Origin of the sequence: Nocardia sp. NPDC051030, assembly GCF_040683015.1 — a bacterium.
Taxonomy (GTDB): domain Bacteria; phylum Actinomycetota; class Actinomycetes; order Mycobacteriales; family Mycobacteriaceae; genus Nocardia.
In genome coordinates this window covers 1-22,202 of record NZ_JBFBCD010000014.1, presented here as the reverse complement: position 1 = coordinate 22,202, position 22,202 = coordinate 1, and the positions used below count along the sequence as shown (strand labels likewise).

Annotated in this window: 22 protein-coding genes; 10 read left to right on the top strand and 12 right to left on the bottom strand. The window is 66.4% G+C overall.

Going from position 1 to position 22,202, the window contains the following annotated elements; genetic code table 11:
• Nucleotides 1-54 precede the first annotated feature (54 nt).
• The 3 genes from metE to AB0N05_RS37055 all read left to right on the top strand — a co-directional run bounded on the left by metE (nt 55) and on the right by AB0N05_RS37055 (nt 2,932).
• Nucleotides 55-2,367, top strand: a complete 2,313-nt coding sequence (gene metE, locus AB0N05_RS37065) for a 5-methyltetrahydropteroyltriglutamate--homocysteine S-methyltransferase (RefSeq protein ID WP_364703330.1) — start codon at nt 55-57, stop codon at nt 2,365-2,367.
• A gap of 149 nt (nt 2,368-2,516) precedes the next feature.
• Complete coding sequence (locus AB0N05_RS37060) at nt 2,517-2,642, top strand: hypothetical protein (RefSeq protein ID WP_364703327.1); 126 nt, start codon at nt 2,517-2,519, stop codon at nt 2,640-2,642.
• Between the two features lie 92 nt (nt 2,643-2,734).
• Nucleotides 2,735-2,932 carry an antitoxin gene (locus AB0N05_RS37055; RefSeq protein ID WP_364703324.1) on the top strand — a complete coding sequence of 66 codons (198 nt, stop codon included), beginning with the start codon at nt 2,735-2,737 and terminating at the stop codon, nt 2,930-2,932.
• 128 nt (nt 2,933-3,060) lie between these two features.
• Here AB0N05_RS37055 and AB0N05_RS37050 read toward each other — a convergent pair whose 3' ends face one another.
• From AB0N05_RS37050 to AB0N05_RS37035, 4 genes are all read right to left on the bottom strand, one after another.
• Entirely contained in the window at nt 3,061-5,355 is a 2,295-nt protein-coding gene (locus AB0N05_RS37050) for a protein kinase (RefSeq protein WP_364703321.1), read from the bottom strand.
• Nucleotides 5,356-5,616: 261 nt separating this feature from the next.
• Entirely contained in the window at nt 5,617-5,877 is a 261-nt protein-coding gene (locus AB0N05_RS37045; protein ID WP_364703319.1) for a hypothetical protein, read from the bottom strand.
• 128 nt (nt 5,878-6,005) lie between these two features.
• The gene (locus tag AB0N05_RS37040; protein WP_364703316.1) at nt 6,006-7,124 is read right to left on the bottom strand and encodes an AI-2E family transporter; all 1,119 of its coding nucleotides are present in this window, start codon (nt 7,122-7,124) and stop codon (nt 6,006-6,008) included.
• Nucleotides 7,125-7,163: 39 nt separating this feature from the next.
• Nucleotides 7,164-8,216 carry an NAD(P)-dependent alcohol dehydrogenase gene (locus AB0N05_RS37035; RefSeq protein WP_364703312.1) on the bottom strand — a complete coding sequence of 351 codons (1,053 nt, stop codon included), beginning with the start codon at nt 8,214-8,216 and terminating at the stop codon, nt 7,164-7,166.
• A gap of 107 nt (nt 8,217-8,323) precedes the next feature.
• Here AB0N05_RS37035 and AB0N05_RS37030 point away from each other — a divergent pair, with 107 nt between their 5' ends.
• Entirely contained in the window at nt 8,324-9,055 is a 732-nt protein-coding gene (locus AB0N05_RS37030; RefSeq protein WP_364703309.1) for a ZIP family metal transporter, read from the top strand.
• A 62-nt stretch (nt 9,056-9,117) separates the two neighbouring features.
• Complete coding sequence (locus AB0N05_RS37025) at nt 9,118-10,248, top strand: trypsin-like peptidase domain-containing protein (protein WP_364703306.1); 1,131 nt, start codon at nt 9,118-9,120, stop codon at nt 10,246-10,248.
• Here the strand turns inward: AB0N05_RS37025 and AB0N05_RS37020 are convergent.
• The 5 genes from AB0N05_RS37020 to AB0N05_RS37000 form a co-directional block, all read right to left on the bottom strand.
• Nucleotides 10,245-10,814: a vitamin K epoxide reductase family protein gene (locus AB0N05_RS37020; protein ID WP_364703303.1), complete on the bottom strand. Its 570-nt coding sequence runs from the start codon at nt 10,812-10,814 to the stop codon at nt 10,245-10,247. The two genes, AB0N05_RS37025 and AB0N05_RS37020, sit on opposite strands and share 4 nt — an antisense overlap.
• Entirely contained in the window at nt 10,811-11,635 is an 825-nt protein-coding gene (locus tag AB0N05_RS37015; protein ID WP_364703301.1) for a thioredoxin domain-containing protein, read from the bottom strand. The genes AB0N05_RS37020 and AB0N05_RS37015 overlap by 4 nt, the downstream gene beginning before the upstream one ends.
• Nucleotides 11,636-11,778: 143 nt before the next feature.
• Nucleotides 11,779-12,630 carry a polyphosphate kinase 2 family protein gene (locus AB0N05_RS37010; protein WP_364703299.1) on the bottom strand — a complete coding sequence of 284 codons (852 nt, stop codon included), beginning with the start codon at nt 12,628-12,630 and terminating at the stop codon, nt 11,779-11,781.
• Between the two features lie 184 nt (nt 12,631-12,814).
• Nucleotides 12,815-13,522: an ESX secretion-associated protein EspG gene (locus AB0N05_RS37005; protein WP_364703296.1), complete on the bottom strand. Its 708-nt coding sequence runs from the start codon at nt 13,520-13,522 to the stop codon at nt 12,815-12,817.
• Nucleotides 13,523-13,629: 107 nt separating this feature from the next.
• Nucleotides 13,630-14,541 carry an alpha/beta fold hydrolase gene (locus AB0N05_RS37000; RefSeq protein WP_364703294.1) on the bottom strand — a complete coding sequence of 304 codons (912 nt, stop codon included), beginning with the start codon at nt 14,539-14,541 and terminating at the stop codon, nt 13,630-13,632.
• A 134-nt stretch (nt 14,542-14,675) separates the two neighbouring features.
• Between AB0N05_RS37000 and AB0N05_RS36995 the strand changes: the two genes are divergently transcribed.
• Entirely contained in the window at nt 14,676-15,224 is a 549-nt protein-coding gene (locus AB0N05_RS36995) for a TetR/AcrR family transcriptional regulator (protein WP_364703292.1), read from the top strand.
• Between the two features lie 43 nt (nt 15,225-15,267).
• On the opposite strand, the gene AB0N05_RS36990 is transcribed toward AB0N05_RS36995, so the two are convergent.
• The 3 genes from AB0N05_RS36990 to AB0N05_RS36980 all read right to left on the bottom strand — a co-directional run bounded on the left by AB0N05_RS36990 (nt 15,268) and on the right by AB0N05_RS36980 (nt 18,828).
• The gene (locus tag AB0N05_RS36990) at nt 15,268-16,509 is read right to left on the bottom strand and encodes a saccharopine dehydrogenase NADP-binding domain-containing protein (protein ID WP_364703289.1); all 1,242 of its coding nucleotides are present in this window, start codon (nt 16,507-16,509) and stop codon (nt 15,268-15,270) included.
• Nucleotides 16,510-16,533: 24 nt separating this feature from the next.
• Nucleotides 16,534-17,964, bottom strand: a complete 1,431-nt coding sequence (locus tag AB0N05_RS36985) for an AarF/ABC1/UbiB kinase family protein (protein ID WP_364703287.1) — start codon at nt 17,962-17,964, stop codon at nt 16,534-16,536.
• Between the two features lie 144 nt (nt 17,965-18,108).
• Nucleotides 18,109-18,828 (bottom strand): TetR/AcrR family transcriptional regulator, encoded by a 720-nt coding sequence (locus AB0N05_RS36980; protein WP_364703284.1) that lies wholly within the window; start codon nt 18,826-18,828, stop codon nt 18,109-18,111.
• 296 nt (nt 18,829-19,124) lie between these two features.
• Here AB0N05_RS36980 and AB0N05_RS36975 point away from each other — a divergent pair, with 296 nt between their 5' ends.
• The 4 genes from AB0N05_RS36975 (at nt 19,125) to AB0N05_RS36960 (ending at nt 22,092) form a co-directional block, all read left to right on the top strand.
• Complete coding sequence (locus AB0N05_RS36975; RefSeq protein WP_364703516.1) at nt 19,125-20,342, top strand: DUF445 family protein; 1,218 nt, start codon at nt 19,125-19,127, stop codon at nt 20,340-20,342.
• 113 nt (nt 20,343-20,455) lie between these two features.
• Nucleotides 20,456-21,028, top strand: a complete 573-nt coding sequence (locus AB0N05_RS36970; protein WP_364703281.1) for a helix-turn-helix transcriptional regulator — start codon at nt 20,456-20,458, stop codon at nt 21,026-21,028.
• Complete coding sequence (locus AB0N05_RS36965; protein WP_364703278.1) at nt 21,025-21,696, top strand: heparin-binding hemagglutinin; 672 nt, start codon at nt 21,025-21,027, stop codon at nt 21,694-21,696. The genes AB0N05_RS36970 and AB0N05_RS36965 overlap by 4 nt, the downstream gene beginning before the upstream one ends.
• Nucleotides 21,697-21,792: 96 nt before the next feature.
• Nucleotides 21,793-22,092 carry a DUF2516 family protein gene (locus tag AB0N05_RS36960; protein ID WP_364703513.1) on the top strand — a complete coding sequence of 100 codons (300 nt, stop codon included), beginning with the start codon at nt 21,793-21,795 and terminating at the stop codon, nt 22,090-22,092.
• Nucleotides 22,093-22,202 lie beyond the last annotated feature (110 nt).

Genomic DNA, 22,202 nt, shown 5'->3' with positions numbered 1-22,202 from the left:
CACCCTTCGTTGGTGGGCGCCGCACAGGTGACTTAAAGGAGGAGTGGCGCGCTCATGGCCAACGTCACCGACGGCTTCGGATCGAGCATCCTGGGCTATCCCCGCATCGGACCGCATCGGGAACTCAAGCGTGCTCTCGAGTCGTATTGGCACGGCACGCTGTCCCGCGACGAGCTGGTCGCGGTCGGCCGGGACATTCAGGAAACGCAGTACCTCGAGTTGGCTGCCACCGGTCTCACCCAGGTGCCCGGCAACACCTTCTCCTTCTATGACCACATCCTCGACAACGCCCTCATGTTCGGTGCGGTGCCGAAGCGGTTCGAGTCGGAGCGAGAAGGGCTGCACCCGCTCGACTTCTACTTCCTGATGGCGCGCGGCCGCCCCGACCTGCCGCCGCTGGAACTGGTGCGACTGCTCAACACCCCGTACCACTACCGCCAGCCCGAACTCGAGGCCGACACCCAGTTCTCGCTGCACCCCGAGGCTCTGCTCGACGAATTCGATCGCGCCAAGGCCGCGGGCATCGAACTGCGCCCGGTCGTGCTCGGCCCGATGTCGCTGCTGCTGCTGTCCAAGACCGGACACGTCCCCGGCGAAACCGAATTCGACAAGCTGGAACTGCTGGACCGGCTGCTGCCCGTGTACGAGGAACTCTTCGAGATCCTCGCCAAGCGCGGCGCCACCTGTGTGCAGCTCGACGAGCCCTGCTTCACCAGCGACCGCTCGCCGTCCACGCTCGAACTGTTCGAGAAGACCTACCAGCGCCTGTCCACCTCCGCGCTGCGTCCGCGCATGCTGGTCACCGGCCAGTACGGCGACTTCGGTGAGGCCCTGGAAATCCTGGCGCGCACCAAGGTCGAGGCCATCGGCCTGGACCTGGCCAGCTACCGGATCAGCGCCGAGGACCTGGCCAAGATCCCCGGCATCTCCCGTAAGCGGCTGTACGCGGGCGTCATCAGCGGCACCAATGTGTGGCGCGCCGACCGGCACGTCACGCTCGAGTACCTGAACGCGCTCGCCAAGGTGTGCCCGGACATGGTGGTGTCCACCGGTTCCACCCTGCTGCACGTGCCCTACGACCTGCTCGTCGAATATGAGCTCGAAGAGCACGTCGCCGACCGCCTGGCCTTCGCGAAACAGAAGGTCCTGGAAGTGGTTTCGCTCGCCAAGGCGCTCACCGAGGGCCCCTCGGAGAAGTGGCGCAAGACGCCGCGCGAGGTGCACTTCAAGCTGAAGCACGCGGTGCGGCAACGGGTTTACGCCGTCACCCCGCAGATGCGCATTCGCGAACCGTACGAGACCCGCAGGATCGCGCAGCAGGCCAAGCTGAAACTGCCGCTGGTGCCCGCCACCACGCTCGGCTCGTTCCCGCAGACCACCGCGATCCGGCAGGCCCGCTACGACCTCGGCCAGGGCAAAGTGTCCTACGAGGAGTACCGCAAGCGCATCGAGGCCGAGATCGAGTCGACCATCCGCTTGCAGGAGGACATCGGCCTCGATGTGCTCGTGCACGGCGAGCATGAGCGCAATGACATGATCCAGTACTTCGCGGAGCTCCTGGACGGCTTCGCCACCACCCACTTCGGCTGGGTGCAGGTGTACGGATCCCGTTGCGTGCGACCGCCGGTCGTGTACGGCGACGTGTCCCGCCCCAAGGCCATGTCCGTCGAATGGGCCACCTACGCCCAGTCGCTGACCGACAAGCCGGTCAAGGGCATGGTCACCGGTCCGGTCACCATGCTGGCGCGCTCCTTCGTGCGCCAGGACCAGCCGCTCTACGAGACTGCCGACCAGGTGGCCCTCGCGATCCGGGACGAGGTCGTGGACCTGGAGAAGGCGGGCATCGCCATCATCCAGGTGGACGAGCCGTCCATTCGCGAACTGCTGCCGCTGCGCTCCAAGGGGCAGGCCGAATACCTGCGCTGGGCGGTCGGTGCGTTCAAGCTGGCCACCTCCGGCGTCGGGCCGGAGACCCAGATCCACACCCACATCGGCTATTCCAGCCGTGAGGACGTGGTGAAGGCCATCGAGGAACTCGATGCCGATGTGACCGCCATTGTCGCCACCCGCTCCATCGAATGGGTGCTCAATGCGCTCGAAGAGGACAATGCCGAAGGCATCGGCCTCACCCACGGCATCGGCCCGGGCGTGTACGAGAGCCGTTCGGCGCGCATCCCCGATATCGACGAGCTCGACGAGAGGCTCACCGCCGCGGCGAAAGCCGTTACCCCGCAGCGGTTGTGGGCCAACCCCGACGGTGGCTTGAAGACCCGCCACCATTGGCAGCTCGACCCGTCCCTGCGGAACATGGTCGCCGCCGCGCGCCGCGTCCGCCGCCGGGCCGAAGCCGAGCAGGCGGGCAAGTAATACACCAGCACTGAGCAATACGGCGGCACGGGTCGAGAACCCGTGCCGCCGTTCTGTTTTCGCGATCCGGTTCGGGGTACCGATCACGAATTGGTCATGAAGCGCGAAATAGCCTGTCGAAGAAAGTTTTCCCGAGACAGGAGCGCAGCATGGATCCGACGGGCAAGGGCGATCAGCCGGTAGACGCACCGCCGACCGCCAAGAACGGCAGCGACACCTACGACGACAAGGGCGATCGGATTCCCCCGACCGAACCCTGGAAGACCTCCCGCTGACGAGTGACCAACGCCGTGCTCCATGCTCCCGAACTTCCGGCAGCCACGGGTTAGCCTGTGGACGACGTTGATTCGAGACAGGGAGTACGACCGTGGGACTGTTCGACAATCTGAAGGATGCCGCCGGTAAGGCCGCCGATCTGGCGGGCCAGCACGTGGACAAGCTGGATCCGCTGGTGGACAAGGTCGGCGACATCGTGGACCAGAAGACCGAAGGCAAGTACGCCGAGCATGTCGACAAGGTTCAGGACGCGGCCAAGAAGGCATTGCACGAGCAGGCTGGCCAGTAGCGGGGATTACTCGACCGATTGAGTGACCGGCGGCCACGCTGCCGCCGGTTCCGCCACTGCCGCCTACTCGGGGAGGTTGTCTCCCCTGTAAGTACCGGCATCGGTTACAAGAACACTGTCGCCCGCGCTCAGTGGATATCGGCGTTTCTCCAGAAGCGAATGGTGTTGTCGGCGCTGCCCGTGGCGAGCAGGGTGCCGTCGGGGGAGAAGGCCAGCGAGTGGACCGGGCCGGTGTGGCCGGTCAGCGGATTACCGATGGGGGCGCGAGTCGTGGTGTCCCACACCCGGACCGTGCCATCGCGACTGCCGCTGGCCAGACGACTGCCGTCGGGAGTGAAGGCGAGGGAGAGCACCGGCTCGGCGTGACCGCTGAGTGGATCCCCGGCCGCCTTGCGGGCGCGCACATCCCAGATTCGGATGGTGGCGTCATCGCCCGAGGAGGCGAGCAGGGTACCGCCGGGATGGAAGGCGACCACGCGTACCTGACTGTTATGGCCCGCCAGGGCGGATCCGGACGGTTCGCGGGTGCGAACCGTCCACAGCCGCACCGTATTGTCGGCGCTGCCGGTGGCCAGCAGCACGCCATCGGGGGCGAAGGCGAGCGACCGCACCGCACCGCTGTGCGCGGTCAGCGCCGTGCCGTCGGGCATGCGGGAGCGCACCGTCCAGAGTTGCGCCGTGGCATCGTCACTGCCGGTGGCCAGCAACGTATTGTCCGGGCTGAACGCCACCGAACGCACCACATTCGTATGGGCCGTCAGCGGACTGCCGACCGGCTGGCGGGTGGCCAGCTCCCACAGTCGCGCCGTATTGTCCTCGCTGCCCGTGGCGAAGAGCGTCCCGTCCGGACTGATGGCCACCGCACGAATCGAATTGCTATGGCCGGTAACGGGACTGCCCACCTGCTTGCCGGTGGCGACCTCCCACATCTGTGCCGCATTGTCCTTGCCGCCGGTGAGCAGCAACTTGCTGTCCGGGGAGAATGTCAGCGCCAGCACCTGCGTGCCCGCCTGTAATTCCACAGGGCCTGTGGATGATTGGGGAGAACTTCCGCTCGACTTCGACTCGGATCGATTGCCGGACAGCGTCACCGCCGCCGTGACGGCTCCGGCCGCTCCCACCGACAGCGCCGCGACCCCGCCGATCAGCAGGCGGCGACGCGAAAAGCGCTGCCGCCCGCCGATATCCGGTCCACCGGCACTCGCCGGATCGGCACTCCCGCGCTGTGGCCCGGACGGCTGCCACACCGGTGCATCGGGTGATCGGGGACGCTCTCCGCCTGCCTGCTCGAACCGCTGCCCGCCCTGCGGCGGCCATTGCCCGGACTGCGGTCGGGGGCGTTGTGCGCCAGGTGGTTCGAACCGTGTTCCGCCGAGCGACTCCGGTCGTTGTCCGCCGGGAGGCTGAAGCCGTTGTCCACCGGCCGAATTCGGCCGATGCGCGCCGGTGTTCCGATACGCCCCACTCCGCGGCGACTCCACCGTGGGCGGAAGCCCGATCATGGTCTCGACTTCGGGGGCGGGCACTGGGGGGAACATCACCGTTTCCGCGGCGGATGTCCCGTACATCTGTTCGCGCACAATCGGTTTCCAGTTCGGATCCACCACGAGGCAGGCGGCGTCCGCGAAGGTGATGCAGTCCGGATAGCGATCCGCGGGATTCTTGGCCAGCACGGTGGCGAGCACACCATCCAGGGCCGCGGGCAGATCCGGGCGCTGATCGGTCGGCCGCGGCGGCGTGGCATGCAAGTGCGCGGCCATGACGGCGGCCTCGTCACGCCGCGGGAAGGGTGGGTCGCCGGTCAGAAGTTTGTAGAGCGTGCAGCCGAGCGAATAGACATCGGCGCGATGGTCGACCGGATCGCTGCCGAACCGTTCCGGCGCGGCATAAGCGACGGTGGCGCTGACCCGGGAGCCGGTCTCGGTGTCCTCCAGGCTGCGGGCAATGCCGAAATCGGTGACCAGGGCGCGTTCGGAACCCTCCTGTTCCACCAGCAGATTGGCGGGTTTGATATCGCGGTGCAGAATGCCGTGGCGGTGCGCGTGGTCCAGGCCGCGGGCGGCGTCGGCGATCATATGCACCGCGCGCATCCCGCCGAGCCGTCCGCCGGAGGCGGTGAGCAGGTGCGCGGCGTCCCCGCCCTCGATGAACTTCATCGAGATCCACAGCACCTCGTCCTCAGGCGAATTGCGGTCGTAGATGGGCACGATATTGGGGTGATCCAGGGCTGTGATCAGCGCCGTTTCGCGTTCGAAGCGGGCGCGGGCTTTCTCGTCGTCGGCGAAGACATCGTTGAGGACCTTCAGCGCGACCAGGCGCTCGAGCCGGGGATGGCGCGCCAGGTAGACGACACCCATTCCGCCGGCGCCCAATTGGCGTTCGACTGTATATCCGGCGAATCTTTCGCCCGGCTTCAACCGCATCGGCGGCCACCTCCCCCGAACGCGAGCGGCTGACGCAAGGGTACGCCCCGGCCGAACGGCCAACTACTGAGAATCGGGTGACGGGTCCGGCGCGTTAATCGGTGGGCAGTAGCGGGCATGCTCGGCCATCGAGCGACCGGCGGCCGCATTGCCGTCGGCTCCGTTACTGCCGCACCATCATTCGTGACACCGGGGGTGTCACCGACCGCAGCCTCTGCGCTGCGATCGTCTTCGGGTTCATCTGCTCTGGCCGTAGCCGGGTCACCAGCCGTGATTGCCGTTGTGGTTGTCGTTGCCGTGGTTGTCGCCGCGGTCATTGCCGTGATCGCGCTGCCATTCGCTGCGGTAGTGGTTCCAGCAGTAGTTCCAGTCCCAGCCGCTGCTGTCGCGGTCGCAGTAGTAGTGGTAGCCGCGATCGTTGTTGTTGTGGTGGTTGTCGGCCGCGGCGACGCCCGCACCCACCGGGAGGGCGAACAGGCCGGCGGCCAGGACGGTGACAATGCGCTTGGCGGTGATGGACATTCGATCGGCTCCTTGTGCTTGGCTCTCGGGATTTGTTCCCGTGCAAGCAATACTGCTGGTCAGCGCCGATATTCTCTGTCAGCTGATAGACCCTGCGAATGTATCCGAGCCGACACTTCGGGATCGGGCTATCCGGGCGTCTCCACCTCGTAGCGCCGGATGTACGCGCCGATGAAGGCCTGCGCGGTCGCCGTCACCGGAATGGCCAGCAGCGCACCGGTCGCACCGAACAAGGCCGCCCCCGCCAGCACCGCGCCGAACGCCACCGCCGGATGCATATCCAAGGTGGTGGCCGTGATGCGCGGTTGCAGCACATAGTTCTCGAACTGCTGATAGACCACGATGAACCCGAGAATCCACAGCGCGTCCCGCGGTTCGTGCGCCAGCGCCACCAGCACCGGCAGCGCGCCCGCCAGATATGTGCCCACCGTCGGAATGAACTGCGAGACCACGCCCACCCACAGCGCCAGCGCGAACGCCGACGGAATCCCCAGCACCCGCATGGCCGCGTAATGCGCGATGGCCGAGCAGAGTGCCAGCAGCGCACGGGAGTACAGGTAGCCGCCGGTCTTCTCGACCGCGATACCCCAGGCGCGCAGCACATGACGCTGCCGCTTGGGTGGCAGCACCGAGCACACCGCATTGCGGAACCGCGGCCCGTCGGCGGCGAAATAGTAGGTGAACAGCAGCACGCCCAGCGCCTGGAACAGCACGCCGATGGCGCTGGTGCCGATGCCCCAGACATCGTCGGCCATTCCGACCACCCAGGACTCCAGCTTCGAACTCCACTGCGAGGTCCGTTCGGTGACGTCGCTGACCGAAAGATCGGTGTGGAAGGTCGAATTGATCCAGGTGACCGCGTCCTCCGCATTGTGCGGCGCGTTCTTGATCAGATTGGTGACCTGATCGACCACCAATTCGCCCATGGTCCAGACGAATCCGACCAGCACCACCGTCACGATGAGGAACACCAGCCCGGTTGCCGGGCCGCGTTTCCAGCCGCGCGCCGCCAGCCAGTTCACGGCGGGTTCGATGGCGAACGCCAGGAACAGCGACACCACCAGAACGGTGAGCAGTCCCTTCAATTGGGTCAGGGCCCAGAAGGTGACCACGATTCCGGCGACCGTGGCCGCCGCCAGCAGGTAGGCGCGCGGCAGCCAGGCGGGGATCACCGACGAGACGGAGATCTTGTCGGGGGTCCCCGTCTCGTCGGTCGCGGTGGGCGTGCGGTTTTCATCCTCGGACACCCGGCCAACGTAACCGCGCCGTGCTACTCACCGTGGGATCTACATGGTCGCCGTGTCGATGACGAAGCGGTAGCGCACATCGCTGGCCACCACCCGGTCGTAGGCCTCGTCGATGCGGTCGGCCGAGATCACCTCGATCTCCGCGCCGATGCCGTGCTCGGCGCAGAAGTTCAGCATCTCCTGGGTCTGCGCGATCCCGCCGATCATGGACCCGGACAGCGAACGCCGGTATCCGGCCAGCGTGGAGGCCTTGACCTCCATGGGCTTATCGGGCAGGCCCAGGATCACCAGCGTGCCATCGAGATCGAGCAGCTTGAGGTAGTGATCGATGGGCAGGTCCGCCGACACCGTGTTCACGATCAGGTCGAACTTCCCGCGCAGATCCTTGAAGGTCTGCCGCTCGCTGGTCGCGTAGTAGTGGTGTGCGCCGAAGCGAGCACCGTCCGCCTGCTTGGACAGCGAGTGACTCAGCACGGTGACCTCCGCGCCCATGGCGGCGGCGATCTTCACACCCACATGCCCGAGCCCGCCCATGCCGATGATCGCGACCTTCTTGCCGGGCCCGGCATTCCAATGCCGCAGCGGCGAGAACAGCGTGATGCCCGCGCACAGCAGCGGCGCGGCCACATCCAGTCCGATGCCCTCCGGAATCGACAGGACGAAGCCCTCGGTCACCACGACCTGGGTGGCGTATCCGCCGAGCGTGTAACCACCGGCCTGCTGTTCCTCGGGGACCCGGGAGTTGTAGGTCCAGACCGTGCCGCGCTGGCAGTACTGCTGCTCGGAGGCCAGGCACGGGTCGCACTGCCCGCAGGAATCGACCAGACAGCCCACGCCGACCCGATCGCCGACCCGATGCTTGGTCACGGCCGAGCCGACGGCCGCGACCAGGCCCGCGATCTCATGACCGGGCACGCACGGGTAGGAGGTGCCGTGCCATTCATTGCGGGCGGTGTGAATATCGGAGTGGCAGATGCCGGCGTACTTGATGTCGATCAGCACATCGTGGGGGCCGAGTTCGCGCCGCTCGATCGCGACCTTCTCGAATCGGCCATCGGGCGTGGAGACGGCATAGGCGGCAGCAGTGCTCATGCCTCTATGCCTACCTGCGCATGTGCCGATTCACCAAGAATTTGTCCGGAATGCCACGCTCGGCGCGGCGCGCCGATCAATCGGCGACCGATCGGCATGCTGCAGTGATGGCCATTCTGCTGGCGCTCGTCTCGATGTGCTCCACGCTCATCGGCGGGCTCATCGCGGCCCGCATCGGCGATCGCAAACGCCTGGTGCTGGGCCTGGCGGCGGGCGTCATGCTCGGCGTGGTGGCCTTCGATCTCATGCCGGAGGCGCTCGAGCAGGATGACCGGATCGCGCTCGGTGTGCCGGTGCCACTGCTGGCCGCGGTGGTCGGCTTCTTCACCGTGCACATCATCGAGAAGTCCATGGCCCTGCATGTGGGGCATGAAGAGGAATTCGGTTCGCACCACCATGATTTCGCCTCGGTCGGGCTGGTGGCGGCGGGCGGGCTGGTCTTCCATAGTTTCCTGGACGGGCTCAGCATCGGGTTCGGCTTTCAAGCCGGTGCGGCGGTCGGTGCGGCCGTGGCCCTGGCGGTGATCTGCCACGATTTCGCGGACGGCTTCAATACCTTCACCATCACCACGCTGTACGGGAACGCGCATCGGCGGGCGCTCATCCTGCTCGGCGCGGATGCCGTCGCGCCCGTCTTCGGCGCGATCGTCGGAACCCTCGTACAAGTTCCGGCCCAACTGGTAGGTATGTACCTGGGCTATTTCGCCGGATTCCTGCTCTACCTCGCCACCGCCGACATCCTCCCCGAAGCCCACGCCGGGAAGCCCTCCAAGTGGCCGCTGCTGTGCACCCTGGCCGGAGTGGGATTCATGTTGGCAGTGGCCGCGCTCAGCCACTGAAACTGGTACACCGGTAGATACAAGACGCTCGAGCCGACGGGCGAATAGCGGTCGGAGGGTGCATGGAAGTGAACCCGGGCGGCGCGGCCCCCCATCCGGGGGATGCCCGAGGGCCCTCCCACGCGGGCCGCCGCTTCTTGATCCTGCTCTTCGTCGCAGTCCTCGCCGCCGCCGGATTCCTCGGCTATCGCGGCGATCTGCCCCGCTTCGCCTTCCATGAGGACACCACCACCGCCACCCTGATCGGCCCGCCGCTGCCGCCGATCGACGCCACCCTGGTCTCCGGCGTGGTGGAACCCGCACTGGTGAACATCAATGCCGCCATCCGGCCCTACGGTCTCGGCGCGGCCGGATCCGGCATCGTGCTCACCTCCGACGGGCAGGTCCTCACCAGCCACCACGTCATCAAAGGCGCTGACACCGTGACGGTTACGGATGTCGGCACCGGCGCGGTCTATCCGGCCACAGTCCTCGGTTACGACTCCGGCGCGGATATCGCCCTGCTCGAACTCTCCGGTGCGAGTGACCTTCCCGTCGCCCGGGTCGGCAGTTCCGCGATCCTGCGACTCGGCGATCAACTCCTCGCCATCGGCAATGCGGGCGGCACCGGCTCACCCACCGCCGTGAGCGGCGCGATCACCGGATTGGACAGTGCCATCGTGGCCCGCAATGCCGCCGACCTGTCGCGAAAGTCCTTGCACGGCTTGATCGAAGTGGGGGCGGCCGTGGCCGCGGGCCAATCCGGCGGAGCCCTGGTGGACCGCTACGGCGCGGTCGTGGGCGTGGTCACCGCCGCCTCCGGCGATCTCCAGAAGGCGCTCGGCCGCGGCCCGGAAGGCTATGCGGTCCCCATCGACACCGCCATGACCGTGGTGCGCCAAATCCGTTCCGGCACACCGACGGACACCGTCCACATCGGCCCCACCGCGACGCTCGGCATCCTCACCTCGGATGCGCAGCCTTCGGGTGCGCGCGTGGACGTGTCCATCTACGGGCTGCCCGCCTATGCGGCGGGCCTCGTCGACGGCGAGATCATCACCGCCCTCGACGGACGCCCCATCCTCAATTCGACGACCCTCAAGGCCGCCCTCAACCTGCACAGACCGGAGGACGCGGTGCGCCTGGACGTCACCGATTCCGGTGGCGCGCAACGCACCGTGACCGTCGTCCTCACGGTCGGCCCGCCGAATTAGAACTTGTCGCGCCAGTAATCCTGGAACTGGATGTAGACGATCAGGATCATGACCGCGTAGTAGATCGCGACCACGGTCCAGCGCCACTCCACCGCGATCTGCACCAAACCCCGGGACTTGCCCCAGATCTGGCCCGTCACGATCGCCAGCAGGACCGGCGTCACCGCCCACACCACCATGCACCACGGGCACAGCGCGTGAATCTCGAAGACGGCGTTGTAGAACAGCCAGCCGATGAACGCGATGCCCAGCAGCAGCCCGACCCACAGGCCGCCCCAGATCCAGCGCGGGAAGCCGATACCCGCCACGGCCAGCACGCCGAGCGTCACCACCACCGCGAAGCCGACCACGCCGATGATCGGATTGGGGAATCCGAACGCGGCGGCCTGATCCGACTCCATCACCGTCGTGCAGGCGACCACCTGGTCGATGCTGCACAGCGGTTTGAAGCCGGGATCGGTGAGGATCTTGAACTTGTCGATCAGGAGCGTCACCGACGCGCCGAAGCCGATCAAGCCGCACAGCAACAGTGGCCACGCGGAGCGGGGTGGAGCCGCGACGATCACTTCGCCGCGGCCTCGATCACCGAGGTGATCCCGTTCGGGCTCATGAGCGCCTTGGGATCGGACACCTGCTCACCGTTCACGTACACCGACGGGGTGGACTTGAGACCGGTGTCGAAGACGGCCTTGGTCTCGTCCTTCACGAAGGCGGCGTACTTGTTGTCCCGAATGTCCTGTGCGATGGACGGATCGGTGTAACCGGCCTCGGTGGCGATCTGGATGAGCTGATCGTCGGTCATGCCGCTGCCGCCCTCGGCGGGCTGCTTGTCGAACATGGTGCCCAGCCAGGCCTGGAACTTCGACGGGTCGGCCGACGCCACCACATAGGCAGCATTGGCGGCCCGCGTGGAGTACTGGTTGCCGCCCGAGGCGCGATCCAGGAACGAGATGATGTTGTATTCGACCGTCGCGGAACCATCGGTCACGGCCTTGCCCAGCGCCGCCGAATTGGCGTGCTCGAACATCTGGCAGGCCGGGCACTGTAGGTCGGCCACGACCTGGACCTTCACCTTGGCGTCGGCCTTGCCGATGCGGATCGCGCCGCCCGAGGTGAGATTGGCCGGGATCGGGCCCGCACTCGCGTCATGGGTGAGGACCGGCGCGAACCCCGCGGCCGTATTGGTCGGATTGTTCTTGTCCTTGTCGGACTTCCTCATCGCCAGGCCGATGCCGATCCCGGCAACCAGACCGATCAGCACGACGGCCACGCCGACCTGGATCAAGATCTTGCGATTGCGGTCGGCTCGCGCGGCCTTCGCGAGGGGGTTCGAACGGTCGCCCGGCTTCGCAAGCGGGTTCTTACGGTCACCCGGTTTGTTGCTCACGTGTGCGCTCACCACGCCTTCCGTAGTCACGAATCGTCGGGCTCATCTTCGCCCGCGAACCTGAGAGATTCCTTGTGAAACCGCACGGCTCGCGGCCCGAGCCCGGACGACCTGGGATATCGCGGAGCGTGGTGGGGGGAAGTTCACCCCTTGGCGAGCCGCCGTTTCTGTTCTTCCACATCGAAATCGGCCGCCGGCCAATCCAGCTTCAGCCCCTGCAGCGCATCGATCAGCAGTTCGGTGACGGCCAGTCGCGCGTACCACTTGGAATCGCAGGGCAGCACATTCCACGGCGCGTACTCGGTATTGGTCTCATCCAGGACAGCCTGGTACGCCTCCTGGTAGGCGGGCCAGTAGGCGCGCTCGTCGATATCGTTCGGATTGAACTTCCAGTACTTGTCCGGCCGTTCCAGCCGCTGCATGAGCCGCTTCTTCTGCTCGTCGAGGGAGACGAACATGGCCACCTTCACAATGATGGTGCCCTCGTCGACCAGCTTGCGCTCGAACTTGTTGATCTCCTCGTAGCGCTTGCCCCACACCTCCGGCGGCACCAACTCGTGCACCCGGACCACCAGCACGTCCTCATAGTGCGAACGGTCGAACACGCCGATCTGGCCGCCCTTGGGCAGCTCCCGGCGAATCCGCCACAGGAAGTGATGCTTCTTCTCCTCGGCGGACGGAACCCCGAACGCCGCATGGCGCACACCCTGCGGATCCACCGAGCCGATCACATGCCGGACGATGCCGCCCTTGCCCGCGGTGTCCATGCCCTGCAGGACGAGCAGCACGCTGCGGGTATCGCCGGAGCGGCCATTGGCGTACAACCTCTCCTGCAGATCCGACAGCACCGCGCTGCGTTCCTCGAGCAGGGCTTCCCCGGCGCGCTTATCGCCCTTGAAGCCGGGAGTCGCGGATGTGTTCAGATCGCTGACCTTCACACCGTCGGCCCGAAGAGCCTTGGTGACCGGTTTCGACCAGGATGTCGCCTTCGCCATCCCACATGGGTAACACGCTGTCGCGCTTCGTGTCAGCAACCTCGCCGAAACTGTCCCGCCTCTCCGCATATTCAGCGCACGGCAGAGTGCCGTTCGCTGTCGTGCACGCGTGGTGCGATGAGGTGCGTAACCGATTGTGGGGGTACCCCTGGAGTTACCCCGGATCTTGCGAGATCAGTTGTCGCTAAACACGGGCTAGCCGCACCAGATGCTCCGCCAATTCCTCGTCGGTGACGGGTGCGAGAGTCAGATCATTGGCGGTGGTGAGCAGGTAGCGGCCGTCGCCGGTGAAATCCAGCCAGGTGCGGTGGCGGGTCGGCGGGGACAGTGGATTGGCGGGTTCCACCGTGACGGTGATGAATCCGCGGCCGTCCACCGGTTCGCGCAGTTTGCGGCGGAAGCGGTCGGCCTCGTCGGGTTCGGGTTCCTCGGTGTCGGGTTCGGGCCTCGGCTCCGCGGAATAGAGCACCGTCCGCTGCGATTCCCGCATGGCCGCACCCTGACCGGCCGGTGCGGAACCGATGATCTCCACCAGCTCCCGCCCCAATTGGTCTGCGGGGCAGAGCATTACGGTCACCGAATCCGGCAGTGCGACCAGAATCCCGACCCGCTGCTGCGCCACCGCCGCGAAGGCGAGAATGCGATGCTGATCCGGACCGGAGGTGCGCTGCCCGTACAAGGTGACGGTCGTTGTATCGGTGCGGGCACACAGGGAAAGTGCGGCCGCAAGCTCGGGATCGGTGCGGCGCAGAAACCGATGCGCCAATCGCGGTGCGGCACTCGGATTCTCCGGCGCGGGCGCGATCGTATCGAGGGGATAGGGGCGGCGCTCCAGATCCGTTTCACGGGTCCAGACCAGCGTGAACTCATCCGGGGTCAGGATCCATTTCACCCTGGCCGACCCCCTCTCTCCGGCACGACCCGCCGTCCCGTTGGGACCCTACCGGAGAGTTTCTGCGGGTGCCGCCTCTCGCACAACTTCTGGTCGATCGACCAGAGTTAGCCCCCGACGGGCCCCACGAACGGCAACACCACTGTGCAGCTGACCGATTGCGCATGCGCCGGATCCAGGGCATTGAGCACGACGCGCACGGCGACCGGGTCGTACGGCAGCTCGTAATGCTCGGTGAAATCGGTCGCGCACAGATCCTGAAGCACCACATTGCGAACGTTCGGGCCGTCCATGAGTCCGGTCGTATACGGCGTGGCGATCTCGTCGTAGCGCGTGACGACGGTCGTGAAGCGGATATCGGGGGCGATCGCCGGGTCCGGGTTCAGGGTGTCCAGGAACGGCGAGCCGGGCGACAGGCTGCACGGACCGCACTGCTGCACCAATTCCCGCCCGAACGCGGTGGATTCGAGCAGCGGTTGCAGGGAGGCGATACCGCTCACGGTGGTGCCGTGCAGCGGTGCGGCCAAGGCGACATAGTGATCGATCTTCCCGACGCCGCCCAACCGGTTCAGGTAATAGAACGGCACCGCACCGCCCATCGAATGACCCACCAGGTCAACCTTTTCCGTGCCCGTCGCGGCCCGCACCCGGTCGATGAAGTCCGCGATCTGGCGGGCACTGTCCTCGACCGGGGCGAACGCGCCGATGAGCGGACCGGCCAGACCGACGCCGTAGGTGGTGGTGAACACGCAGTATCCGGCGTTCGCCAGGACCGGCGACAGGGTGTTCCAGCTGATCGTGTCATTGCTCAGGCCGTGCAGCAGGACAACCGGATTCGGATGCGCCGCCGACGGTGTGCAGTGCCAGTCGTTCGCGCCGGGCGGGGACTGGCCGGGCTCGCTCAGCTCGGCGGCCAGCCCGCTCGGATAGCTGTAGGACGGTTCATCGGCCGCCGCCGGACCGGCCGCGAGGACCGCCGGAATGAGGGCGAGTAAGGCGCAGAGTGTCGCCGATCGCATTGCCGCTCCTGTGTTTTCGGACCGGCCGGACCCCTGCCGCCCCCTTCGCGTCAGGCGTGACCGACCGGTCGGTCATAGGTTAGCGCGCGTGTGTACCCTTCCGGAAGAGAAGAATTCAGAAAGGACAACCGGTCATGCCGCGCCCCGCCGAACCCGGCCGCACCGCCCTGCTCGACGCGGGTGTGGAGGTCGCGAACCGCACCGGACTGCGCGGGCTCTCGGTCAATGCCGTGGTCGCCGCCGCGGGCATGGCCAAAGGCACCTTCTACCACCACTTTCCGGACCGCCGCAGCTATGTGGTCGCGCTGCACCGCCGCTACCACGAGGAATTGGCGGCGGTCATCTTCGCCGCGATCGACGGCATGACACCCGGCCCCGAACGCCTGCGCATCGGAGTCGCCGCCTACCTCGACGCTTGCCTGGCGACTCGCGGCACCAAGGCCTTTCTCGCCCAATCCCGCACCGAGACCGATCTGCTCGACGAGGTGCACGCGCGCAATCAGCAGTTCGCCCAGCTCATCGCGCCCGACCTGACCATTCTCGGATGGGTCGACGCCCCCGCCGTGGCGCTGCTGATCGTCGCCATGGTCGCCGAAACCGCCCTGGCCGAACTGTATTCCGAGGCCGCCCGCCCCGAACTTCGCGCGGCGGCCACCGCCCTGATGGAGCGAACCCCCGCCTGACCGAAGTCGGGCGGGGGTTCGACGGTGCGAAACCGTAAGGGCCTCAGGCCGCTTCGACCTCGATCGTCAGCCCCGCCTTGCGCAGGCGATCGGTGAGAGCGTCACCCATGGCGGAGGCAGGCGTGAGGATGCCCGCCAATTCGGGCAGGGTATCGAAGGCCAAGGCCAGGCCGGACTGGCCGAGCATGACGGCCGTCGCCTGATAGCCCGGATCGCCCTGCCCGGCGAAGGTGCACACGTACTTCGCGCCGGAGGTGGTGTGCGCGAAGGTGCGCATGGTGAACCAGCCACTGCGACGGGTCTTCTCGCTCGGACCGGTGCCCGGCTTGGGCACGATGCGGTCGAGCAGCCTGCGCCCGGCCCCGACGCGCGAGAGCACCGCGCCCGCCGCCATGGTGGCCACGATGCCGCCCGCGATGCCCGCCGCGACCAGCGGGGCGGTGGCGGAGGAGCCCGCGCTCATGACCTCGCGGTAGCGGAAGTTCTTGCCGTACGGCCAGCCCAGCAGGCCATTGCTGCGGCGCACGATCTTGGTGTTGTGCGCGCCCATGATGAAGGTCGCCACCCAGCCGTTCAGGCTCGCATCGATATTCGACGCCTTCTCCAGGGCCTGATCGCTCTGGCGGCCGACATCCGGGTCCATGGATTTATCGGGGCTCAGCGAATACGGGTGCGACATGATCGCGCCCTTCTTCGGATCGGCCGCGATGGCCTCCATCATGGCGCGGCCGGAATCGATGGTGCCGCCACTGGCCCCACCCTTGAGCCAGGCCACCAGGGTGGTGTCGGTGAGCTCGCCGGAATTGTCCGCGACGGTCCGCTTGTACAGCTGGTACACGCTCAGATCCGACGGAATCGAGTCGTAGCCACAGGAATTCACGATCTTCGCGCCGGTCTCGACGGCCCGCTCACCGAAGCGGTCGATGCAGTCGCGAATGAACAGCGGCTCACCGGTGAGATCGGCGTAATGCGTACCGTTCTCGGCGCAGGCCTGCGCCAGCGGGAAGCCGTAGCGCAGGTACGGGCCGACCGTGGTGACCACCACCTTGGCCCGCGCGGCGAGTGCGTTCAAACTCTCCTGATCGGTCGAATCGGCCTGCACCAGCGGCCATTCCGCCGCCTGCGGCCCCAGCTCGGCACGCACCGCGGCCAGCTTCTCCGGCGAACGCCCCGCCAGGGCGATGCGCGCCCCGGCCGGTGCGGCCTCCACCAGATACTGCGCGGTCAGCTTGCCGACGAAACCGGTCGCGCCGAATAGCGCGATATCGAATTCCCTGTCTGCCATGAATCTTTCCCGTCCGAGAGAGGGTCACGCCTTGGCGGCGCGTTTGCGAGTCTTCTTCGCGGGGCCGGTGGTCGGCTTCGGCGCGGGCCGCGTCGCCAGCCAGTCGTGATGAATCCGGCCGAGTTCGGTGGCCGGGTCGTCCCCGTACAGCCATTCCCGGGAGATGCGATGCCAATTCCCGGTGGCCTCCAACTGCCCGAGCATGCCGAAGGTGAGGAAGTCCGCGCGCCGCGAGAACAGGTGCTCCGGCGGCAGATTCTGCTGCTTCATGCCGGTGAACTCGCTCGCCCGCGGATCCACCGCCAAAATAAAGGCACCCGAGGCCAGTTCCGGGGTGATGGTCAGATCCTCGTCCACGAGTGCCCATTCACAGGCGGCGAGCACGTATTCCAGGCATTCCTCGGGCGTGATCTCGTCGGGGGAGTCGATGACACCGCGCTTGACCATCAAGTCCCGCAGGTCTTCCGCGCGTTCCTCGGCCGCGGCGCGAATGCAGGTGGCCTCGAACTCCACATGCTCCGGATCCATCCGGTTGTAGAGCCCGAAATCCAGGAACGCCACCTTGCCGTCCGCGCCCAGCAGCAGATTGCCCGGATGCGGGTCGCCGCAGAACTCGTTGAAGGTGAACAGCGAACCCACGTAGAAGCGGTAGATGATCTCGCCGATTCGATTCCGTTCGGCGGCGGGCAGCGTCCGGATGTCCTCGAAACCGCGGCCCGGGAAGTATTCGCTCACCAGCACGCGGGTGGTGGACAGCTCCGGCATGGTGTCCGGCACCACGATGAACGGGTGCCCGGCGTAGATGGCGGCGATCTGTTTCTGGGTATTGGCCTCGGCGACGTAGTCGAGTTCGCTCTCCAGGTTCAACCGCAGTTCGTCCAGCACGGCCGGGGTCACCCACGGCATGGCGGACTGCAGGATGCGCCGGAACATGGCCAGGTTCTTCAGATCCGCGCGCACGGCCGAGTCGATGCCCGGGTACTGCACCTTCACCACGACCTCGCGGCCGTCGTGCAGCGTGCCCTGGTAGACCTGCCCGATGGAGGCGGCCGCGATGGGTTCCGGATTGAATTCCTTGAAGACATCCTCGAGGGTCTTGCCGAAGTCCTCTTCGATGACCGCCCGCATGACCTCGAACGACACCGACGGCGCGCTGTCGCGCAGCACGGCGAGCCGCCGCTGGAACCGCTCCCGATGCTCGGGCGGCACCAGATCCAGGTCCAGCACCGAGAGCATCTGCCCGAGCTTCATGGCGACGCCCTTCATGGTGCCCAGCACCATGACCATCTGCTCGGTCGCCCGGATCATGGATTCCTCGGCCATCCGCTCGCGCACGGCCTCGGAACGGCCACGCATGGAGCGACGAGTCTTCTGAGCGCGCAAGGCATTACCGGCGACCGCCATGCCCAGCTTGGTCCCCCGAGCGAGCCTGGATGTGGGCAGCTCTTTCGCCATCAGTGACCCTCCATTGAGCCAAACACCCCCGTTGGTGCTGACGCGACGGAACCCGTGATCGGCACCGCCGGGGTTCAGCCTAACCACACACCGAACCTCTGGACCAGTACTGCTTGCTGATGCAAGCGCCGAGTTTTCAGTCGGTCACTCGACTTGCTGAGGCTTGTTCTCCGGGTCGGGCAGCACATGCTGCCGGGAGTTGAACCATTCGCGATCGCCGCCCGAGCGCACCATGCCTTCGATGGCGCTCCACGCCATCATGGTCAGGTAGTCGAGCATTTCGTCACTGGACATGGTGCGGTTGGTGATCCACCAGTCCGTCGCCAGCTGCACGCCGCCGACCAGGACATACGCCCACAGCATCGCCCCCTCGGTCTGCACGCCGCGATCGAAGGACTTGTCCACGATGACGGCCGAAACCACCTGCGCGAACAGCTTTTCGAAGTCGGCGAGCGTGGAGGTGTCGGTGGAGGAGCCGTTGCCCATGATGAAGCGATAGACATCGGTGTCGTCGTCCACGGTGTGCACGTAGGCGGCGAGGGTATTGCGGACCAGCTGGTATTCATCGAGGTCATCGCTGATCGCCTCGTAGATGCGCGGCATCAGCGTGGTCTCGATGAACCGCTCCATGGTGGCCCGGGTCAGATCCTGCTTGTCCGAGAAATACCGGTACAGCACGGTTTTGGAGACGCCGATCTCGGCCGCGATCTCGTCCATGCCGGCGTCGCCGCCGCGCTTGCGGATCGCGGCGAGAGTGCCGTCCACGAGTTCCTCGCGTCGGTCGATCTTGTGCTGCTGCCAGCGCCGCTTGCGACCGTCCACACGGCCGGTGCGGGGAGAAGCAGCGTCGACAGCCGCGGTCACGGTGCTCTTCGTGGTCAGCGGAGGCTCCTCGTTCGCGGGTTTGTGCTGGATGTACTCAGCTTAAGCCTCCCATGCGACCGGCCGTCGCCGTTCGGGACGGCCCCGATGGCAGGGACTTCGTCACACTAAGCAGCAGAATGGAACATATGGAGCAACCTGCCGGCAGTGCCGGGGTACTCGAGTCGAACGAGCCGAAGGCTACGAAGGCCATCACCGCGGGCGCGTCACCAGCAGCGGCGGGTGGCGCCTTCGCCGATCTCCTGGACGAAGAGGGCAAGAAGCGCGACCTGTGGCGGATGAAGGCCATCGCCACCGCCTTCCTGGCCTTCGCCACCGTCGTCTACATCGTCTGCGCGTGGATCGAATCGCGCGGCGATGGCGGGAACTGGGTCGGCTATGTGAAGGCCGCGTCCGAGGCGGGCATGGTCGGCGCGCTCGCCGACTGGTTCGCCGTGACCGCGCTGTTCCGGCATCCGCTCGGCCTGCCCATCCCGCACACCGCCATCATCCGCAAGAAGAAGGACCAGCTCGGCGCGGGCCTCGGCGATTTCGTCCGCACCAATTTCCTGTCCCCCGACGCCGTTGCCACCAAGGTGAACTCGGCCCAGATCACCTTCCGTCTAGGGCGCTGGATGGCGGATCCGGCCCACGCCGAACGCGTCTCGGACGAAAGCGCCACCATCCTGCGCGCCGTGGTCGGGGTGCTGCGCGATGAGGACGTCGAGCAGATCATCGACCAGACCATCGTCAAACGCATTGCCGAACCGCTGTGGGGGCCGCCGATCGGCAAGATCCTCGAGGAGCTCATTGTCGAGAACCGGCAGGCCCCGCTCGTCGATCTGCTGACCGAGCGCGCGCACCAGTGGGCCCTGGACAGCCAGGACACGCTCGACCGGATCGTGAACCGGGACGCCCCGTCCTGGGCGCCGAAGTTCGTGAATTCGCTGCTCGCCGAGCGGATCTATCGCGAACTGGTGGAATTCACCTGGAAGGTGCGCACCCAGCCCGATCACGAGGTGCGGCTGGCGGCCAATCGATTCCTGGAGGATTTCGCCCGGGATCTGCAATTCGACGACGCCATGATCAAGAAGGCGGAGAAGATCAAGACCGAGCTCATGGGCCGGCAGGAGATCACCGGCATGGCGCACACCACCTGGCGGGTGGCCAAGCGCATGATCCTCGAGTCGGCCGACGATCCGGACAGCACCTTGCGCCGCAAGGTTTCCGAGAACGTCCAGCAGTTGGGTGAGCGGCTCTCGACAGACCCGGAGATGCGCGACAAGGTGGACGGGTGGCTCGAGCGCGGGGTCCGGTATCTGGTGACCAACTATGGCGACGAGTTCGCGACGCTGGTCAGCGATACGGTTGCCCGGTGGGATGCGGATGAGGCCAGTAAGAAGATCGAATTGGCCGCGGGCCGCGATCTGCAATTCATTCGCATCAATGGCACGGTGGTCGGTTCCCTGGCGGGGCTGACGATCTACGCCATTTCACATTTGCTGTTCAACGGTTGATCGTTCGGCCGCAGTAGTGGTGCCGACCGGTTGCCGGAATGGTGCTAGCAGAGTGCTTGCAATAGCTAGCACCTGGTTTTAGAATTGACCGTACAACCGCCGGAAGGTGCGTGATGACACACGATCCCGAGGTTCCCGAACCGACCGAAGGCGAACAGGTGGAGACGTCCATCGACGCCGGAGATCGGGCGGGCCGCGTAGCCAACGCGGCACACGACATCGGGGGCTTCATCCGGGCGCAACGCGAGGCCGCCCAGGTCTCCTTGCGCCAGCTCGCGCAGCTGGCGGGGGTGAGCAATCCGTATCTCAGTCAAATCGAGCGCGGACTGCGCAACCCGTCCGCCGAGGTACTCGCGCAGATCGCGAAGGGTCTGCGGGTCTCCTCGGAGGTCTTGTACATGCGGGCCGGATACCTCGAGCAGAGGGAACACGGTCCCGTCCGGGATGCACTGCTGGCCGATATCGGGCTCACCGAACGGCAGAAGCAGGTCCTCCTGGACATCTACGAATCGTTCCGCCGTGAAAACGCCGCGAACGAGGAGCAAGGGGACGCGACGGACCCGATGGGGGGCGTTCCCGGGGGAAAACGGGTCGCCTCTTTCGACAAGGCAGCCTCAGACAGGGACAACGAGGTTCCGCACCGCACAACCGAAGTTCCGCCACGCCAGGAGAGCGAAGAACCATGACCGAAACGAACCTCACCACCACCGTGACCAAGCCGCTGTACGCGACCGTCGGCGCGGGTGACGCCATCTACGCCGCCGTCCTTGACGCCGTCTCGCAGATCCGCGAGCGCGCGGCCGCGACCGACGTCTCCGGCCGTGTCGAAGAGGCCCGCGAGCGCTTCGCCAACCTGCCGGCCGATGCCAAGGAGCAGGTCGAGACCCTCCGTCAGCGCGTCTCCGCGCTGCCGTCCGAGCTGCCCGAGGACCTGGCCGAGCTGCGCGAGAAGGCCACCCCGGACGAGCTGCGCAAGCTGGTCGACACCTACTACCAGCAGCTGCTGGACCTGTACGCCGACCTGGCCGCCCGCGGCGAGGAGACCGTCGAGAAGCTGCGCGCCAACCCGGCCCTCGAGGGTCGCATCGAGCAGGTCGAGAGCATCTACAACGACCTCGTCTCGCAGACCCAGGACGTCATCGGCAAGGTGTCCGACCAGGTCGCGCCGCTGCTGGGCCGCACCGCCACCGACGCCGAGGACGAGACCGTCGAGGGCGAGGTCGTCGACGTGAAGACCGAGTCCGCTCCGGCCGACGCCCCGGCTCCGGCTCCGGCGCCCGCTCCGGCCGCCAAGAAGGCCACTCCGGCCAAGAAGGCCCCGGCCAAGAAGGCCGCGCCCGCCGCCAAGAAGTAAAAAGCGTCAGGCACGAACGTGCTTGTGGCCCTCGCGTACTGACGTGCGCGAGGGCCACAGTCGTTCAAAGGCAGTTCAGCTGTGCTTTCTCGTATGATGGGTCCGGTGACGCACGGGATAGCTGGGACGGTCCTTTTTCTACTGCAACTCGCTGCCGCCGGTATGACGGTGTTCGCGCTCATTCACGCGATCCGGCAGCGTCCCGATGCCTTCACGGCTGTCGACAAGCTGACCAAGCCGGCCTGGATCGGCATTCTGGTGGCCGCACTGGTCGGGCTGTGGATCGGGCAGGTGCCGGTGAGCCTTTTCAGCATTATCGCCATTGTGGCCACCGGCGTGTATCTGGCCGACGTGCGGCCCAAGGTGGATGAGATCCAGCGCGGCCCGCGCTGGTAGCGACCCTTTTCGACCGCCCGCGTCAGTGCGCAGGCTGAGGTGAATGTGGCACGAATTGCCTTCACGCTCATTGTATTTGGCCATGAAGGTGATGCTGCGACCCTCCTGGG